We start from the raw sequence: 16,694 nt of genomic DNA on the forward strand, positions 1-16,694 counted from the left end.
CATGACACTGACAGTCGAAAAAGCTTCGACAGCAGCCGCACCGCGAGTGCGAAAGCCTTTGATTTCCAAGGCTCCTCGTAGCCTCTGGTTGATGCTCGCGGTTGCCGCGATCGGTATCACCGTGGCTTCGACACAGTCGTCCTACACCGTTCTTGTATTGAACACGGCCCTACTCGCCTGTATCGGGGCGCTGGCGCTGAACCTTCTGATGGGAACTGCAGGCCAGATTTCGATCGGAAATGCCGCTTTCCTCGCCCTGGGCGCGTTCGGTGCTGTTTTTGCCCAGCGCGCTGGGTGGGCCTTTCCCGTCGACGTGATTTTCGGAACTGTCGTCGCAGCGCTCGGCGGTTTGGTGGTTGCGATTCCGGCGCTCCGGATCCGAGGGCTGTACTTGGCGCTCGTGAGCCTGGCAGCAACGTTTATCGTGGCCTATGTTGCGCACAGCTACCAATCCTCAGCAGTCGGTGAAGGTGCTTTCATCATCGAACCGGTATTCCGTGGCGGACTGCTGAAAGCGCAGCAGATGTGGACGTGGACCTTGCTGCCGATCGTGGCGGTAGTGATTGTCATGGTCTCTGTTCTCATGCGCGGCAAATCAGGGCGCACTCTCCGGCTGATTCGAGATCACGAGGTTGTCGCCGGTGTGGTCGGAGTTCGGGTCGCCGGCTACAAGTTCGGCGTATTTGCCTTCACTTCGGGCCTGATCGGAATGCAAGGGGCACTCAGCGTCCACTTGCTCGGAAGTCTGTCCTCGACAACATTTACGTTGGTTGTGGCTATCTCATACGTTGCGATGGTGTTCATCGGTGGTATCGACACGTTGTGGGGCCCGGTGATCGGCGCCTTTGTCGTGATCGGATTGCCGTTGCTCATCCCGCAGGTGTTCGGCGTATTCGGAGGAGCCGACAGTTTCGAAAAATACGTTCCTCAACTTACGCAGATCATCTACGGCGGTCTTGTCATTGTTTTTGCCACAGCCGTTCAAGGCGGTCTTGTCGGTGCCGTCAAACGCTCCGTTCAATCGTGGTTCAACCGCAGGAACGCTCGAAACGCGGGGGGAGTCCTACCGCAGTAGATCAGGACTGACAGTCGATCATTTTCGCACTATTCCCCAGGAGCTCTCATGAAATTTGGAATGCTCGTAATTCCTTCTGCAGCAAAGGGAACATCGTTCCCTGAGGCAATCGCACAGTGCATCGAACAGGCCGAGATCGCCGAAGCCAACGGGTTCGACTTCTGTTTGGTTCCCGAACACCACCAGTCACGAGGATTCATCCCATCGTCGCTGCTTGTGGCGGCCGCGATTGCGTCCAGAACAACAACACTCCGGATCGGTACCGGTATCTCGCTGATCGGCCTCAAACACCCCATGCAGGTTGTCGAGGAGTTCCATTCGCTCGATGCCATCTCCGGTGGACGCGCAATCGCGGGTGTTGGAATGGGTTACTGGGAACAGGATTTCACCATGTTCGGGCTGAAAGTGAACCAGCGTCCGAGCCGCTTCGAAGATGCATTGAACGTGCTGAAACAAGCTCGGACAGAACGCTCCATCAACTACGTCGGGCGCCGGACCACCGTCGACAACGTCAAGGTCATGCCGCCGCCGACGCAGCCAGGCGGCGTGCCGATCTGGATGGGTTCGTCCTCGGACAAGGGAGTAGAAAGGGCGGGAAAGTTTGCCGACAGCCTGTTCATCGACCAGTTGACGGACACGGATCGAGCCGTCGAGATGAATGACATTTATCAGAAAAGTGCAGCGGAGCATGGCAACAAAGTCTCGCTCATTTTGCAGCGTCACACCGCTATTGCCGATAGCAAAATGGCCGCACAGGAGATCATCGAACCGCCGGTGATGCGAACTCTTCGGTCGTACTGGGAAAAGGGTGCTCCCGATCTGTCGACAGCATGGCAAACCGCGAAACAGGCGTCCGACATCGTTTTCGATGATTTCCAGCATCGATTCGTCTACGGAAATGCCGATGATTGTGAGCAATCGATTAGAGCGTGGGAGCAGCATATGCAGGTCGACATGATGTTGCCGCTCTTTCACACGGCGACGGGTCCGACTCATGATGTCGTGTGCGAGCAACTTCGCCGATTCGGTTCCGAAGTAATTCCTCGCTTTGCCTGATCACACAGCATGGTGCTCGATCGTGACGCGAATGCTCACGTTGAAATCGAATATCTCCGATGAGGAACTGACATGACATATCAATACATTCGCTACGAGCACGTCGAAACGGATATCGTCCGCATACTCCTCGCGCGCCCAGAGAAAAGAAACGCTCAGAATCTGGGGATGCTGTACGAAATCGACGATGCGTTTACTCGCGCCGGTGCAGACGAGTCGGTCAAGGTCGTGATACTTGCAGGCGATGGCCCTGACTTCTCGGCAGGCCACGACACCAGTCCCGGCACCGGCATCAATGTAGATATGGTCGATGTTCTGGATAAACCCGTTGTGGTGCAGTCGGTTCGGGGAAGTAAACCTGGCATCGAAGGTTGGATGGAATTGGAATGTGACGCGTTCTTGGGGCTCTCGCGTAGATGGCGGGACTTTCCGAAGCCAACCATCGCCCAGGTTCAGGGAAATGTGATCGGCGGCGGCCTTATGTTGGTGTGGCCGTGTGATCTCATCGTAGCGGCAGACAATACGTCGTTCCGTGATCCCATCGTCGCCTTTAACGTCAACGGTCACGAGTACTTCACACATGTGTGGGAGTTGGGCGCGCGCAGGGCAAAGGAATTTCTGTTTACCGGAGATGCAATATTTGCGGACGAAGCTCGCCGTGTTGGCATGGTTAATCATGTCGTCTCGCTCGAGGAACTTGCCGGCTTCACCGAGGACCTCGCACGCAGGATCGCGAGAAATCCTGCATTCGGTCTTCGGTTGGCGAAGATGAGTGTCAACAGTTCGCTCGACAGCCAGGGACAGTCCGAAGCTCTGCGGACGGCATTCGCGTATCATCAACTGGCACATGCTCACAACCTCGGTCAGACGGGGACGCTGGTCGAGCCGGGATCCCTCGAAGAGGTCCGTAAGCGTATTCGCCAGTCATCTTGACCACAGGTGAATCGAGTGCTGAGGATGAAGAGGTAAACGGGTGGCAGATACACGAGCGGCGGACTCGAAAGAGCGGATACTGCAAGGAGCCACAAAAGTTTTTGCAGAAAAGGGTTATCTCGGTGCAAGCATGACCGACGTCGAGCGTGCGTCGGATGTGAGACGTGGAACGCTTTACTATCACATTGCCAACAAAGAGGCACTGCTCTTCGAAGTATGTGACCGCCTCATGACGGCGATGGTCTCGGATTGGCAGGACGTCATGAGTGCGAACGTCGACTCCGAAGAACGTGTCAGGTTGTTCGGGCGTTTGATGATGCGTCAGATATCGCATAATCGCCAGGCAATTCAGGTTTTCTTCCGAGATTGGGTGTGGCTCGAAGGCGACCTGCGGGCGCAGATCGAGAAATCACTGCACGACTACGAACAAGGCGTGATGAATATGCTCGCCGGGGGAGTAGCGGAGAATCGGTTCTCGATGTCGGGTCGGCTACCGGCGTACGGCCTGCTGGGTCTGTTCATACATGCGTACACATGGTTCGATCCGGATGGTCCAGCGACAGCAGAGGAAGTCGCCGATCAGTTTTCTGACCTCGTTCTGAACGGATTGCTTGTACGTAAGTGAGTCTGTCGGCCAAAGTCGGTGAACTTGTCGAGGTAAGAGGCTGCTTCGTGGCCAGGTTTGCATTCTGGCTCCTGGCCGCCTAGCCTCACTCACATGAAGCGCATTCTCGTAGTACACCGCCGTAGCGGGGTCTGAATCGGACCGACCCCCCGCTGCGGGTCGTCGTGCTACCAGTTGGTCCTCCACTTCATTCCAGGAAGACCACGACAATGACTTACAACTTCGCTTTCGCTTCTGATTCTGCTTTTTCCTTTGCCGGTGATCCTTTTGCCGCGCGACATGGAAAATCCCTGCCTACCGGCCTGCGTTCCGAATGCGCTGAGATGTCGTGGAACGAATTCGAATCCACGTACGCGGCAATGAGTGGTCCGATCCGTCTGGGTGCATGGTCGAGCGAGAAGATCGCACCCGGTCGCTGGGCGTACGAAGCGACTCTCGGTCTGGGGGAGCGCATCGCGACGGCATCCGCCACCGCAACCGGAGCAATTTCTGCGATGACATCGATGTTGCACGACGCAGGAATCTCGCTGGAGATTCTCTCGTTCCATCAGCACGAAATCGGCCACCGCACGGCAACCTTCATTTTCACGGAGTGCAACGGTCGCCGGAACTGGGCCATGGGCATCGGCGAGTCGGCAACCGAGTCGTCACTGCGTGCGATGACGTCGGCAGCCAACCGCTTCGCGAACTGAAGAGTCGAACTCACGATCCGCACGCACTGATCCGGAACCCTGACAGGGTTCCGGATCAGTGCGTGCGGATGCATCAATAATTCGGCGTACAACGAAAGAAAGCCGGAAACCCGTGAGGGTTTCCGGCTTTCTGCATATTTCCGTGGTGCGCGATACTGGGATTGAACCAGTGACCTCTTCCGTGTCAGGGAAGCGCTCTCCCGCTGAGCTAATCGCGCGGGTCTGGAGATAAAAATGGAGCGGACGACGGGATTCGAACCCGCGACCCCAACCTTGGCAAGGTTGTGCGCTACCAGCTGCGCCACGTCCGCATGTGTAATGAACTCCGTTACCGGCGCTCAGTACTTGTCTAACCTATCAGACCCGCAAGCGGATCTTGACCATCAGGCCCGAGGGCCTGACGTGGTGCGCGATACTGGGATTGAACCAGTGACCTCTTCCGTGTCAGGGAAGCGCTCTCCCGCTGAGCTAATCGCGCGAGGTGGAGACGGGAATCGAACCCGTGTGCACGGCTTTGCAGGCCGTTGCCTCACCACTCGGCCACTCCACCGTAAAAGGTTGAGTTACACCTCTCGAGCGGACGACGGGATTCGAACCCGCGACCCCAACCTTGGCAAGGTTGTGCGCTACCAGCTGCGCCACGTCCGCATCGCACCGTGTTGCTTGGGGAGTTGGTTGCTCTCCTCGGTGCGTTGAAAACATTAGCCGACGGTGTCGGATTCATACAAATCACCAGCTCAGTCGGTGTTTTGGTGGTGGGATCGCTCAAATTTGCGATGTTTTCAGTCGGTTGAGCGCGCATGTGAGGCTCTGGAATGGGTGAAATCGGGCGCTGAGCGAGGAGAATGAATGCCAACCTGGTGATTCGTATTCAGGGCGCGAGCGTGTTAATGTTCCAACTCGTTCGAGCGCATGCGTTCGAACGAGTTTTGAGGTCCCGTGGCTCAGTGGGAGAGCGTCCGCTTCACACGCGGAAGGTCGCTGGTTCGATCCCAGCCGGGACCACAAGTACACCCTGAAGGCGTTCCCGAGATATCGGGGACGCCTTCAGTCGTTTCTGCACCCGACGAGACAATCCGGGCGCACCCAAGATTTCGGTAGCCTGGGGCGCAAGACGTGCTCTATCTATGGAAACAGGTGAGGGAAGCTGACTACCAAAAAGGTCGACCCTCCCGTCGACGATTCCGACCTGACCCTCTTTCGCGAAGCCGAGTCTCGTATCCACGAGGCAGAGTCCCGCTGGACGAAGTGGCGCGCACGTATTGCCAGCAGTCCGAGTCTCAATCTTGCGTATCGAATCGCAGTGGGTTTTGTCGGGCTCATCGTACTGGCGGCCGGCGTTCTGGCGATTCCTTATCCAGGACCCGGTTGGCTCATCGTCTTTGCCGGCCTCGGAATCCTGGCGTCGGAGTTCGCGTGGGCGCATCGACTACTGCATTTCGCCAAGGCGCGGTACGACCGTTTCATGACGTGGTTCGGCAAGCAGTCACTGGTTGTGAAGGGAATCGGCGTTCTGTTCACCACAGTGATCGTCATCGCGACGTTGTGGCTTCTGGGCACCTTCGGCCTGATCGGGACCTGGGTTGGCCTCGACTACTCCTGGCTCGAGTCGCCACTCTGAGCTGAAAGTGGCTTGTTAACTTCAGTCGGTTGACTCCTCGGGTCGGCAGGGTAGATAACATGATCGTGCACGTGCTCGCTGTGGGTGCGATGCACGATTTACTAGCCGCAATACATTAGGAGCACATCGCCGTGACCAGTCCCGCGCCAGAGCACTCAGCCGCCCCACTTCGGGTGCCCGCGGGGACGACCGCCGGGACTGCGGTGCGTGAGGCTGGATATCCCACGAAGGGGCCGGACGTCATCGTCGTCGTTCGTGACAGTGAAGGAACGCTCAAGGATCTGTCGTGGACCCCGGAGGTCGACGTCGAGGTGGAACCCGTTGCAGCCTCCACCGAGGACGGCCGCAGCGTTATCCGTCACTCCGCCGCACACGTCTTGGCGCAGGCAGTGCAGAAGGAATTCCCCGACGCGAAGCTGGGAATCGGCCCGCCGATCACCGATGGCTTCTACTACGACTTTGCCGTCGATCGTCCGTTCACCCCGGAGGATCTGACCAAGCTCGAAAAGCGGATGAAGCAGATCATCAAGGGATCGCAGCGATTCTCGCGCCGAGTTGTCGATTCCATCGAGGACGCTCGCGTCGAATTGGCAGACGAGCCGTTCAAACTCGAGCTCATCAACGACAAGTCGGGCATCGACGATCCGGAGATCATGGAGGTCGGTGGCAACGAACTGACCATCTACGACAATCTCGATCCGCGTACCGGCGACACCATCTGGTCCGACCTGTGCCGTGGCCCGCATATCCCGACCACGAAGCACATTCCGGCCTTCAAGTTGACCCGAAGCTCTGCTGCCTACTGGCGCGGCAACCAGGACAACGCCGATCTGCAGCGTGTCTACGGCACCGCCTGGGAGTCCACCGAGGCGCAAGACGAATACCTGGAGCTCTTGGCCGAGGCCGAGCGCCGCGATCACCGCAAGCTCGGTACCGAGCTCGATCTCTTCAGCTTCCCGGACGAGTTGGGCTCTGGCCTGCCGGTCTTCCATCCGAAGGGCGGCATCATCCGCACCGAGATGGAGAACTACTCGCGTAGCCGCCACATCGAGGCCGGCTACGAGTTCGTCAACACCCCGCACATCACTAAGGGCCATCTGTACGAGGTCTCGGGTCACCTCGACTGGTACAAGGACGGCATGTTCCCCGCGATGCACGTCGACGCGGAGCTCAACGAGGACGGCACGGTGCGCAAGCCGGGCCAGGATTACTACCTCAAGCCGATGAACTGCCCGATGCACAACCTGATCTTCCGTGCGCGTGGCCGCTCGTACCGCGAATTGCCTTTGCGGCTCTTCGAATTCGGCTCCGTGTACCGCTACGAGAAGTCGGGCGTCATCCACGGTCTGACGCGCGTGCGCGGCATGACTCAGGACGACGCGCACATCTACTGCACCCGCGAGCAGATGCGCGACGAGCTCACCACCACGCTGCAATTCGTGCTGAATTTGCTCAAGGACTACGGTCTCGACGATTTCTACCTGGAGCTGTCCACCAAGAACCCGGACAAGTTCGTCGGTAGCGACGATGTCTGGGAAGAAGCGACCGCAACACTCGCCGAGGTCGGCGAGGCATCAGGCCTGAACTTGGTGCCGGACCCGGGTGGAGCCGCGTTCTACGGCCCCAAGATTTCCGTGCAGGTCAAGGACGCGCTCGGCCGCACGTGGCAGATGTCGACCATTCAGCTCGACTTCAACCTGCCCGAGCGTTTCGACCTCGAATACACCGGCAGCGACGGCGTCAAGACCCGGCCGGTCATGATCCACCGGGCGCTGTTCGGCTCGATCGAACGGTTCTTCGGTGTGCTGACCGAGCATTACGCGGGCGCGTTCCCGGCGTGGCTCGCGCCGGTGCAGGTTGTCGGTATCCCGGTCGCTGAGGCGTTTGTCGATCATCTCTTCGATGTCACCAAGAAGCTCAAGGCGGCAGGCGTTCGCGCCGAGGTCGATTTCAGCGACGACCGGATGCAGAAGAAGATCCGCAACCACACGACGCAGAAGGTTCCGTTCATGCTGCTCGCCGGTGAGCGAGACGTCGAGGCAGGCGCGGTCAGCTTCCGCTTCCGCGACGGAACGCAGATCAACGGCATCCCCACCGACGACGCGGTCCGGATCATCACGGAGTGGATCGCTCGACGCGAGAATGCTTCTCCGAGTGCGGAACTGGTTCAGTCAAGCGTGGCGCCATGAGCGCGCCGGGTAGTGAAGGCCCAGGTTCGTTGATCGATCAGGGTGTCGGAGATCCGGACCATCTTCAGCGGATCTGGTCGCCCCACCGGATGTCGTACATCACGGAGGCACCCAACACCCCGGGCACAACGGGTGAGCCGTTCATCGACATTCCCAAGATGTCGGATGAGGAAGGGCTGATCGTCGCCCGCGGTGAGCACGTGTACGCGGTCCTGAACCTTTACCCGTACAACCCTGGTCATCTGATGGTGGTGCCGTACCGCAAGGTCGCGGCGCTCGAAGACCTGACGCCGGAGGAAAGCGCCGAGTTGATGGCGTTCACGCAGCGCGCGCTGCGGGTCATCAAGAGTGTGTCCAATCCGCATGGCTTCAACGTGGGTCTCAACCTCGGCGCCGCTGCCGGTGGCTCGCTGTCCGAGCACCTTCATCAGCATGTGGTTCCGCGGTGGGGTGGCGATGCCAACTTCATCACCGTCTTGGGTGGGGTCAAGGTAATGCCGCAGTTGTTGCGCGAGACCAGGGGATTACTCGCTCGTGCTTGGCAAGAGTGAGCGGGCCGAGGTGATTCGTCGGGTCCCGGTTCGGGGCTCACTAGGTGGAGGTTTCCAGAGGTGTTGAGCTTCTTCGGACGCGCATCGGTGTCCAAGGTGACGGCACCGATGGGTAAAGCTCTGATCAAAACAGGTTTGACGCCCGACGCGGTCACGATCATCGGTACGGTCGCAAGCATTGCCGGCGCCGTGACGTTGTTCCCGTCCGGGCATCTCTTCTGGGGAACTATCTTCATCTGGTTCTTCGTCATGTTCGACATGCTGGACGGCGCTATGGCGCGCGCACGGGGCGGCGGAACCCGCTACGGCGCGGTTCTCGACGCCACGTGTGATCGAGTTGCCGACGGCGCGATTTTCGCGGGTTTGGCGTGGTGGGCCGTCTACCACGAGAACAACAAGTGGCTCCTGGTGGCGACGCTTATCTGCTTGGTCACCAGCCAGGTCATTTCGTACGCGAAGGCCAGGGCAGAGGCGAGTGGTCTGACTGCCGACGGCGGCTGGATCGAGCGGCCAGATCGTCTGGTCATCGTCTTGGTCGGTGCCGGACTCACCGGACTCGGATTGCCGTGGGCGATCCACATCGCGATGTGGGTACTTGCCGCGGGCAGTATCGTGACTGTTTTCCAGCGTGTGCTTGCGGTGCGGAATTCGCCTGGTGCGCGGGAACTTCTACCGATCGCACCGGCTGTATCCGACACCGAAGGTGAGTCCGACAAGTGAGTGTTGCCGAACGCGCTACTGATCTGGGTTACGCCGCGGGATGGCGACTGGTTCGCAGCCTGCCGGAGTCCGTCGCGGTCAAGCTCTTCAATGTGGGCGCGGATCTTGCGGTGCGTAAGGGTGGTCCCGAACAACTGCGGAAGAACCTGGCCCGAGTTCTCGGGGTCACGCCGGCTGAGGTTCCGGATCAGCTGATCAAGGAGTCGATGCGCTCGTACGCGAGGTACTGGCGCGAGGCCTTCCGGTTGCCTTCGATGGATTTGGCCGCCACGGGCAAGGCGCTGAACGATCTGGTCGAGGGGCAGGAATACCTCGAGAAGGCAATGGCGGACGGCAAGGGTGCAGTGTTGGCCTTGCCGCACAGTGGCAACTGGGACATGGCCGGCGTGTGGTGTGTTCAGCAGTGGGGTGGATTGACCTCGGTCGCAGAGCGATTGAAGCCGGAATCGCTCTACGAGCGTTTTGTGGAGTATCGCGAGAGCCTCGGTTTCGAGATCTACCCGCTCAGCGGCGGGGAGCATCCGCCGTTCGTGGAATTGTCGAAGCATCTGCACGAGAACAAGATCGTGTGTTTGTTGGGGGAGCGTGACCTGGCAAAGAAGGGCGTGCCGGTGACGTTCTTCGGCGAACCCACTCGTATGCCGGCGGGCCCTGCAAAACTTGCCATCGATACCGGAGCGGCCTTGCTGCCGGTGCACTGCTGGTTCACCGACGACGGTTGGGGATTCAAGATCGATCCACCGGTCGATGTGTCCGAGGGAATCGGCCCGGCCACTCAAGCGCTAGCCGATCAGTTTGCGATCAACATCGCGGCGCACCCGGCAGATTGGCACATGCTGCAACCACTCTGGCGTTCCGACCTTTCCGAATCGCGGCTCGCCCGCATGGAGGGTGAATGAAAATCGGCATGATCTGCCCGTATTCGTTCGACGTACCCGGTGGGGTGCAGGCGCATGTGGTGGATCTGGCCGAGGTGTTGATCGAGCGCGGGCACAAGGTGAGCGTGTTGGCGCCGTCGTCGGATGACGACGAGCTGCCGGAGTTCGTCGTTTCGGCGGGCAAGGCCGTCGCGATTCCGTACAACGGTTCCGTTGCTCGGTTGTCGTTCGGCCCCACTGCAAATGCGCGCCTGCGTAAGTTCATCGCCGAAGGCGGCTTCGACGTACTGCATATTCACGAACCCAATGCGCCCAGTCTGTCGATGCTCGCGTTGCGCATTGCAGAGGGCCCGATCGTCGCCACGTTCCATACGTCGACGACGAAGTCGTTGGTGCTGAGCACTTTCCAAGGCGTGTTGGCTCCCTACCTCGAAAAGATCAGTGGCCGCATCGCCGTCTCGGAGCTGGCCCGTCGGTGGCAGGTCGAGTCTCTGGGATCGGACGCCGTCGAGATTCCGAACGGCGTCGACGTTGCTGCGTTTGCCGGGGCGGAACTTCTGCCCGGTTATCCACGCGAAGGTGGAACCATCCTGTTTCTCGGTCGCTACGACGAACCGCGCAAGGGGATGGCTGTGCTGTTGGGTGCATTGCCGGCGCTGGTGGAGCGTCATCCGGACCTCGAGGTCATCGTGGTGGGGCGCGGCGACGAGGACAAGCTTCGTAAAGAGGCGGGGAAGTACTCCCGTCACCTGCGTCTGCTCGGTCAGGTCAGTGACGAGGAGAAAGCGTCGGCGTTGCGTAGCGCCGACGTGTATTGCGCGCCCAATCTCGGTGGAGAAAGTTTCGGAATCGTGCTGGTGGAGGCAATGGCAGCCGGTACTGCTGTAGTGGCCAGCGAGCTCGACGCCTTCCGCCGGGTGCTTCGCGACGGACAGGCCGGATTGTTGGTTCCGATCGGGGATTCCGACGCGCTTGCCGCGGCTATCGATTCGGTCCTCGGCGATCCCGACCGGCGCAGGGCATTGGTCAATACCGCGACTGCGGTGGTTGCCGAATATGACTGGCCGGTAGTGGCTGAACAGATTCTGCGGGTCTACGAGACCGTGACTGTGGGCGGCACCGGCGTGCACGTGGTGGGATCGTGACTTTTTCTGCACTGACAATTTTTGTCCTCGGGCTCATTGCTGCCGTCGTTCTGGTCATCGGACTGTGGGCGTACGGAACGGCAAACCGGTTGGACCGCTTACACGTCCGTTCGGATCAGTCGTGGCTGGCGCTTGATGCGGCACTGTCGCGTAGGGCCGCCGTGGTTCGAGCTGCGGCGGTCGACATGAGTGCCGAGGACGCTCGACGGTTCGTGACGCTGGCGGATGCGGCGGAACGTGCCGATCGGCAGGACCGTGAGTTGGCGGAGAACAGACTGTCCAATGCTCTCGCCGCATATGGAACGACGTCGTTGCGGCCGCAGCTGGTTGCGGAGTTGGCTGACGCGGAGGCCCGGGTGCTCATCGCTCGGCGGTTCCATAACGACGCTGTGCGTGACACCCTCGCGCTGCGAACCCGCCGACTGGTCCGCTGGCTTCACCTGGGCGGAACCGCGCCGCTGCCACAGTATTTCGAGATCACCGAACGGACGACAGCTGCCGCAGTTCCCGAGGGAATTACCGTCGATACGGCTCGGACGTCGGCGCGAGTGGTGCTGCTCGATCAACAGGACCGCGTGCTGCTTCTGCGCGGACACGATCCGAAGATCCCGGACCGGCAGTTCTGGTTCACTGTCGGTGGGGGAATCGAACGTGGTGAACAGATTCGCGGCGCCGCAGTTCGTGAAGTTGCCGAAGAAACAGGGTTGACGATCGCGCCGGAAGATCTCCGTGGACCGTTGTGGCGTCGCGTCGCGATTTTCCCGTTCGACGGCGAGTTGATCCGTTCGGAGGAATTGTTCTTCACCACTCGAACCTCCGGCTTCACTCCGGTGTTCAAGGGCCACACCGAATTGGAACAACGCGCGATTTCCGGTTTCCGCTGGTGTAGCGCCGACGTCATTCGTGAACTGACAAAGGCAGGTGAGCCGGTGTACCCGCTCGATTTGGCAAATCTGCTGGCAGAAGCTGCGACCATCGCTGATGGCACCGAAGATCCTGAAGTGCGCTCGATCCGCTGATCGTATTTAAGGCCAGCAATGGCAAATTGGCTACGGAATCAAAGGCCGGTTCGTTCTACAGTTCTGGGGTTCGATCATGACGCCACTATTGCAGGAGTTTGCTGTGAGCACCCCCGATTCCGCCCCCACCACTGCCGTTGGCACCGCACGCGTCAAGCGCGGTATGGCCGAGATGCTCAAGGGCGGTGTGATCATGGATGTGGTCACCGCCGAGCAGGCCAAGATCGCCGAAGATGCCGGCGCGGTTGCCGTCATGGCACTCGAGCGTGTCCCGGCCGACATTCGCGCCCAGGGCGGCGTCTCGCGGATGAGCGACCCGGACATGATCGACAGCATCATCGCCACCGTCAGCATCCCCGTCATGGCGAAGGCCCGCATCGGCCATTTCGTCGAAGCGCAGATCCTGCAGAGCCTCGGCGTCGACTACATCGACGAGTCCGAAGTTCTCACCCCGGCCGACTACGCCAACCACATCGACAAGTGGAAGTTCACGGCACCGTTCGTCTGTGGCGCTACCAACCTCGGTGAAGCACTGCGTCGCATCAACGAAGGTGCGGCCATGATCCGTTCCAAGGGTGAAGCCGGCACCGGAGACGTCTCCAACGCCACCACCCACATGCGCACCATCCGCGCCGAGATCCGTCGTCTCACCTCGCTCAGCGAAGACGAGCTGTACGTCGCGGCAAAGGAACTGCAGGCTCCGTACGACCTGGTCGTCGAGGTTGCCAAGGCCGGCAAGCTCCCCGTCACCATGTTCACCGCCGGTGGCATCGCCACCCCGGCCGATGCCGCGATGATGATGCAGCTCGGCGCCGAGGGCGTTTTTGTCGGATCGGGCATCTTCAAGTCCGGCAACCCGCAGCAGCGTGCCGAGGCCATCGTCAAGGCCACGACGTTCTTCGACGACCCGGACGTGCTCGCCAAGGTTTCCCGCGGACTGGGCGAAGCGATGGTCGGCATCAATGTCGACGACCTGCCCGTCGGACATCGTCTCGCCGAGCGCGGCTGGTGATTCTCGCAGGGCGGTAATCTGACTCGGTGCCTGATCGTCAATCCCTTGCGGCTCTACTCCCGTTGGGGTTGGCGATGGCATTGGTCGGTGCTTCGTTCGGGGCGGTTGCGGTAGCGGCGGGGGTGTCGTTGCCGCAGGTTATTGCTCTGTCAGGCATCGTCTATGCGGGCGGAGCTCAGTTTCTCGTGGTGGCGGCGGTGGTTGCAGGTGCAGCCCCCGCCGCCGTCGTTTTTGGTGGGCTGCTTCTCAACGCACGTCATCTGCCGTACGGCCTGGTGCTTGCCGACGTTCTGCGGGGGAGTTGGCCCTCACGCATCTTCGGCGCGCACCTGATGACCGACGAGGCCACGGCTTTCACCACAGCGGAACTTGCGTCGCACGGTGATGTGTCCCGGGCCCGCAAGACATTCTTCGCCGCCGGGATCACGCTGTTTCTCGCGTGGAATATCGGCACGGCAATAGGCGCGGTCGGCGGAAATCTTCTGGGCGATCCCAACGCGCTGGGGATCGATGCTGCATTTCCGGCCGCTCTGCTGGCGCTCACAGCCGGCGCGTGGCGAGACCGTGTCGATCGTCGGGTTGCGTTGCTGGGGGCGGCAATTGCGGTGGTTCTGACGCCCGTGCTGCCTGCCGGTCTCGGCGTCATTGCCGGGTTGCTCGGTTTGATCGCGGCGGGCCGTAGCCGATGAGTTGGTGGATCATCGGTCTGATCGCCTTGGGGACCTTCGGGTTTCGTGTTTCAGGGCCGCTGTTGCGGGATCGGATACATCTGAGTCCGCACACAGTGCGCATGCTCGGGTTGGGTGCCACGGCACTTCTGGTGTCGCTGGCCGCTACCCAGACGGTCTACTCCGGCGACGGTTTTGCCGGGTGGGCGCGAGTGCTCGGCGTCGCCGTGGCAGGCGTACTCATATGGCGTCGTGCACCATTCGTGGTGATAGTCGTCGGTGCGGCGACGGTGACCGCGCTGCTTCGAGTCGTCGGCATCGCTTGAACGGTATGTGTGTCACATGGTTTCGGCGGCCGAGGTCATGATCCATGGAATGGATGTCGGCACCGGCAGAATTCGAGCAGCCCAGCGTAGTAGTCCATGGCCACGATCTCGGCACACCGAGCAGGCTGTGGTGTGAGTTTGAGGCAGCGTTCGATCCACCCGCGTCCCAGAGAGGGAGCGGGGTGAGTGCAGTTCACGCATTGACCGGGGCGATCCGCGACACGGACGCCGGCTGAGTGCATCACGGGCATGCGCCCATGCTGGCAGCATGCGGTCACGCGAACAATGATTTGGCTCGAGCGGAAATTATCTCGGCAAGGTCGACGACGGCGTTCGTAGCTTGAAACGTCGAAAGCTCGAGTCCTAGCGGCGAGGCTACAACCGAACAGATTCGGATCGCCGCGAAATCTGGCAATTCATTCTGAGAGAATCGACGCGATGACACAGGCAAGCGGCGATTTCGAATTGACGATGGACGAGTTGCGCACGGTCGCACGGTTCGCCGCCGAGAGCGCTCAACCATTGCTGTCGGCATTCGAGGCCGATGCGCCTGACGACCGACGTCCGCGAGCAGCGCTCGTCGCTGCATGGGTTTTTGCCGACGGGGCCCCGAGAACCAACATGCAGCGCGTCACCGCCCTCGATGCTCACCGGGCTGCAAAGGAAATTGGGAGCGAGATCGGACAACTCGCAGCGCGTGCGTGCGGGGACGCCGCCGCTGCCGCCTACTTGCATCCCATCGCGAGAGCGACGCAAGTCGGCCACATCTTGCGAGCGGCGGCGTGTGCCGCTCGAGTCGCTGAGTTGGATGCAGACGGAGATGAAGCCGCCGCAGCACAATCCATAAAGTCGACGTGCGATCGCGCTACATCCGTGTTGCTCGACGTCCTCGGGCGGTACCCGGCCGCACCTGTGGGGAAGAGCAGGCTTGCCCAAATCATGAGCACTCTCGACGTTTCCCTACGCCGACGCGAGCCCTAGCTCCGAATCACCTTCTCGCGGAATTGCGTTTCGATCAGATCGGCCCCGGTGCTGCCGTCATCGCCGACTGTTCGGACCGGACCGCTCAGGCAACCCCGACGTTGCTGATATAGAACACTATTTCATTTCATCTGGGGGCGATATGACCGGCAGGTCCGAACTCGATACTGCACCAACATTCGAACGGGTGTCGATAACTTGATGTTTAGTGGATCCATGGCGGCTCTGGACTTCAGTCCGACCAGGCTCTACTCTCAGGACTATCGCTCAAATAGAACACGGTTTCATTATTGACCATTGGGTCTAGTGGATCAAAGGTGGAGGAGTCACAGGTATGACGCCATTCGAGGGCATTCCCATCGTCGACACACTTATCGGGTTTCGTGAGTCCGGTGGGCACGAGTACGACTTCATCACCAAGCAGACCAAGGACCGGGAAAGCCGCGAGTCGTTCGAGTTCCCGGCCGAGTACATGTTCAAGGGCGTTCCCAAGGATCTGTCTACCGCGGATCCGGTGTCGGTGACGTTGCATGAGATGGACAAGCACGGTATCGAAATCGGGATGGTCACTGTGGCGACCGAGTCGGGTAGGAATGCAGTGCAGCAGTTCCCCGACCGTTTTGTGCCACAAGGTTCGGCTGTGGACCCCAACAACATCATGGGCACTCTGTCGACAATGACGCGTGAATACGAGGAATTCGGCATCAAATCGGTGAGTTCGTTTGCCGCGGGCACCTTTCCGCAGGTCGCTCTCAATGCGCCGCAGATGTATCCCATCTACGCGAAGTGTGTCGAACTGGATATTCCGATCTTTGCGTGTGCCGGTATCGCCGGACCTCGATTGAAATCCGCGGTACAGCACGTGGAACTCATCGACGACGTGATGTTCGATTTCCCTGATCTGGTGTTCGTCACCAGGCACGGCTGTGAACCGTGGGAGGAACTGGCCGTCAAGCTGATGCTCAAGTGGCCCAACTTGTACTACTCGACTTCGGCTTTTGCGCCGAAGCACTACCCCGAGGCGATAGTCGATTACGCCAATTCGCGTGGCGCCGACAAGATTATCTACGCAGGTTACTTTCCGGCCGGATTGACGTTGGACCGTATCTTCGCAGACATGCCACACGTGCCGTTCAATGAGGACGTGTGGCCGAAGTTCTTGCATCTGAACGCCCGCAAGGTTTTGAAGCTGAAGGAGTGATC

Annotated in this window: 17 protein-coding genes and 6 tRNA genes; 18 read left to right on the plus strand and 5 right to left on the minus strand. The window is 60.1% G+C overall.

Features of this window, described 5'->3' with window-relative positions; genetic code table 11:
• The first annotated feature begins 1 nt into the window (after position 1).
• From FFI94_RS13410 to FFI94_RS13430, 5 genes are all read left to right on the plus strand, one after another.
• Positions 2–1,075 carry a branched-chain amino acid ABC transporter permease gene (locus FFI94_RS13410; protein ID WP_138868300.1) on the plus strand — a complete coding sequence of 358 codons (1,074 nt, stop codon included), beginning with the start codon at positions 2–4 and terminating at the stop codon, positions 1,073–1,075.
• A 48-nt stretch (positions 1,076–1,123) separates the two neighbouring features.
• Positions 1,124–2,131 (plus strand): LLM class flavin-dependent oxidoreductase, encoded by a 1,008-nt coding sequence (locus tag FFI94_RS13415; RefSeq protein ID WP_138868301.1) that lies wholly within the window; start codon positions 1,124–1,126, stop codon positions 2,129–2,131.
• Between the two features lie 72 nt (positions 2,132–2,203).
• On the plus strand, positions 2,204–3,064 hold the full coding sequence (locus FFI94_RS13420) for an enoyl-CoA hydratase (RefSeq protein ID WP_138868302.1): 861 nt from the start codon (positions 2,204–2,206) through the stop codon (positions 3,062–3,064).
• 40 nt (positions 3,065–3,104) lie between these two features.
• On the plus strand, positions 3,105–3,689 hold the full coding sequence (locus tag FFI94_RS13425; protein ID WP_138868303.1) for a TetR/AcrR family transcriptional regulator: 585 nt from the start codon (positions 3,105–3,107) through the stop codon (positions 3,687–3,689).
• Between the two features lie 209 nt (positions 3,690–3,898).
• A complete protein-coding gene (locus FFI94_RS13430) occupies positions 3,899–4,381 on the plus strand; it encodes an alpha-isopropylmalate synthase regulatory domain-containing protein (protein ID WP_138868304.1) in 483 nt (160 codons plus the stop codon).
• Positions 4,382–4,524: 143 nt separating this feature from the next.
• Here the strand turns inward: FFI94_RS13430 and FFI94_RS13435 are convergent.
• From FFI94_RS13435 to FFI94_RS13455, 5 genes are all read right to left on the minus strand, one after another.
• Positions 4,525–4,599 (minus strand) — tRNA-Val (locus FFI94_RS13435).
• 17 nt (positions 4,600–4,616) lie between these two features.
• Positions 4,617–4,692, minus strand: a tRNA-Gly gene (locus FFI94_RS13440).
• Between the two features lie 92 nt (positions 4,693–4,784).
• A tRNA-Val gene (locus FFI94_RS13445) sits at positions 4,785–4,859 on the minus strand.
• 1 nt (position 4,860) lies between these two features.
• A tRNA-Cys gene (locus FFI94_RS13450) sits at positions 4,861–4,931 on the minus strand.
• A 25-nt stretch (positions 4,932–4,956) separates the two neighbouring features.
• A tRNA-Gly gene (locus FFI94_RS13455) sits at positions 4,957–5,029 on the minus strand.
• A 285-nt stretch (positions 5,030–5,314) separates the two neighbouring features.
• On the opposite strand from FFI94_RS13455, the gene FFI94_RS13460 reads away from it, so the two are divergent.
• The 13 genes from FFI94_RS13460 to FFI94_RS13520 all read left to right on the plus strand — a co-directional run bounded on the left by FFI94_RS13460 (position 5,315) and on the right by FFI94_RS13520 (position 16,692).
• Positions 5,315–5,386: transfer RNA gene (locus FFI94_RS13460), tRNA-Val, on the plus strand.
• Between the two features lie 214 nt (positions 5,387–5,600).
• Positions 5,601–6,002, plus strand: coding sequence for a TIGR02611 family protein (locus tag FFI94_RS13465; RefSeq protein WP_260684483.1), 402 nt, complete (start codon positions 5,601–5,603; stop codon positions 6,000–6,002).
• 131 nt (positions 6,003–6,133) lie between these two features.
• Positions 6,134–8,191 (plus strand): threonine--tRNA ligase, encoded by a 2,058-nt coding sequence (thrS, locus tag FFI94_RS13470; RefSeq protein WP_138868306.1) that lies wholly within the window; start codon positions 6,134–6,136, stop codon positions 8,189–8,191.
• Positions 8,188–8,742 (plus strand): HIT domain-containing protein, encoded by a 555-nt coding sequence (locus tag FFI94_RS13475; protein WP_138868307.1) that lies wholly within the window; start codon positions 8,188–8,190, stop codon positions 8,740–8,742. Before thrS ends, FFI94_RS13475 begins: the two co-directional genes overlap by 4 nt.
• A gap of 60 nt (positions 8,743–8,802) precedes the next feature.
• On the plus strand, positions 8,803–9,462 hold the full coding sequence (gene pgsA / locus FFI94_RS13480; RefSeq protein ID WP_138868308.1) for a phosphatidylinositol phosphate synthase: 660 nt from the start codon (positions 8,803–8,805) through the stop codon (positions 9,460–9,462).
• Positions 9,459–10,361 (plus strand): phosphatidylinositol mannoside acyltransferase, encoded by a 903-nt coding sequence (locus FFI94_RS13485; RefSeq protein WP_138868309.1) that lies wholly within the window; start codon positions 9,459–9,461, stop codon positions 10,359–10,361. The genes pgsA and FFI94_RS13485 overlap by 4 nt, the downstream gene beginning before the upstream one ends.
• Positions 10,358–11,485, plus strand: coding sequence for a glycosyltransferase family 4 protein (locus FFI94_RS13490; protein WP_138868310.1), 1,128 nt, complete (start codon positions 10,358–10,360; stop codon positions 11,483–11,485). Before FFI94_RS13485 ends, FFI94_RS13490 begins: the two co-directional genes overlap by 4 nt.
• A complete protein-coding gene (locus tag FFI94_RS13495; RefSeq protein WP_138868311.1) occupies positions 11,482–12,504 on the plus strand; it encodes an NUDIX domain-containing protein in 1,023 nt (340 codons plus the stop codon). The genes FFI94_RS13490 and FFI94_RS13495 overlap by 4 nt, the downstream gene beginning before the upstream one ends.
• Before the next feature lie 103 nt (positions 12,505–12,607).
• Positions 12,608–13,516 carry a pyridoxal 5'-phosphate synthase lyase subunit PdxS gene (gene pdxS / locus FFI94_RS13500; protein WP_138868312.1) on the plus strand — a complete coding sequence of 303 codons (909 nt, stop codon included), beginning with the start codon at positions 12,608–12,610 and terminating at the stop codon, positions 13,514–13,516.
• A 26-nt stretch (positions 13,517–13,542) separates the two neighbouring features.
• Positions 13,543–14,205: an AzlC family ABC transporter permease gene (locus FFI94_RS13505; protein WP_260684089.1), complete on the plus strand. Its 663-nt coding sequence runs from the start codon at positions 13,543–13,545 to the stop codon at positions 14,203–14,205.
• Positions 14,202–14,510 (plus strand): AzlD domain-containing protein, encoded by a 309-nt coding sequence (locus tag FFI94_RS13510; RefSeq protein ID WP_138868313.1) that lies wholly within the window; start codon positions 14,202–14,204, stop codon positions 14,508–14,510. Before FFI94_RS13505 ends, FFI94_RS13510 begins: the two co-directional genes overlap by 4 nt.
• Before the next feature lie 438 nt (positions 14,511–14,948).
• Positions 14,949–15,491 (plus strand): putative immunity protein, encoded by a 543-nt coding sequence (locus tag FFI94_RS13515; protein ID WP_138868315.1) that lies wholly within the window; start codon positions 14,949–14,951, stop codon positions 15,489–15,491.
• A 334-nt stretch (positions 15,492–15,825) separates the two neighbouring features.
• Positions 15,826–16,692, plus strand: coding sequence for an amidohydrolase family protein (locus FFI94_RS13520; RefSeq protein ID WP_138868316.1), 867 nt, complete (start codon positions 15,826–15,828; stop codon positions 16,690–16,692).
• Positions 16,693–16,694 lie beyond the last annotated feature (2 nt).

Origin of the sequence: Rhodococcus sp. KBS0724 (assembly GCF_005938745.2) — a bacterium.
In the GTDB taxonomy this organism is placed as follows: domain Bacteria; phylum Actinomycetota; class Actinomycetes; order Mycobacteriales; family Mycobacteriaceae; genus Rhodococcus_F.

Bases quoted from the DNA above. Each gene is read 5' to 3' on its own strand.
- FFI94_RS13515 (WP_138868315.1), top strand. From the start codon at position 14,949: ATGACACAGGCAAGCGGCGATTTCGAATTGACGATGGACGAGTTGCGC.
- FFI94_RS13415 (WP_138868301.1), top strand. From the start codon at position 1,124: ATGAAATTTGGAATGCTCGTAATTCCTTCTGCAGCAAAGGGAACATCG.
- FFI94_RS13490 (WP_138868310.1), top strand. From the start codon at position 10,358: ATGAAAATCGGCATGATCTGCCCGTATTCGTTCGACGTACCCGGTGGG.
- FFI94_RS13520 (WP_138868316.1), top strand. From the start codon at position 15,826: ATGACGCCATTCGAGGGCATTCCCATCGTCGACACACTTATCGGGTTT.
- FFI94_RS13420 (WP_138868302.1), top strand. From the start codon at position 2,204: ATGACATATCAATACATTCGCTACGAGCACGTCGAAACGGATATCGTC.
- FFI94_RS13410 (WP_138868300.1), top strand. From the start codon at position 2: ATGACACTGACAGTCGAAAAAGCTTCGACAGCAGCCGCACCGCGAGTG.
- FFI94_RS13430 (WP_138868304.1), top strand. From the start codon at position 3,899: ATGACTTACAACTTCGCTTTCGCTTCTGATTCTGCTTTTTCCTTTGCC.
- FFI94_RS13475 (WP_138868307.1), top strand. From the start codon at position 8,188: ATGAGCGCGCCGGGTAGTGAAGGCCCAGGTTCGTTGATCGATCAGGGT.
- FFI94_RS13510 (WP_138868313.1), top strand. From the start codon at position 14,202: ATGAGTTGGTGGATCATCGGTCTGATCGCCTTGGGGACCTTCGGGTTT.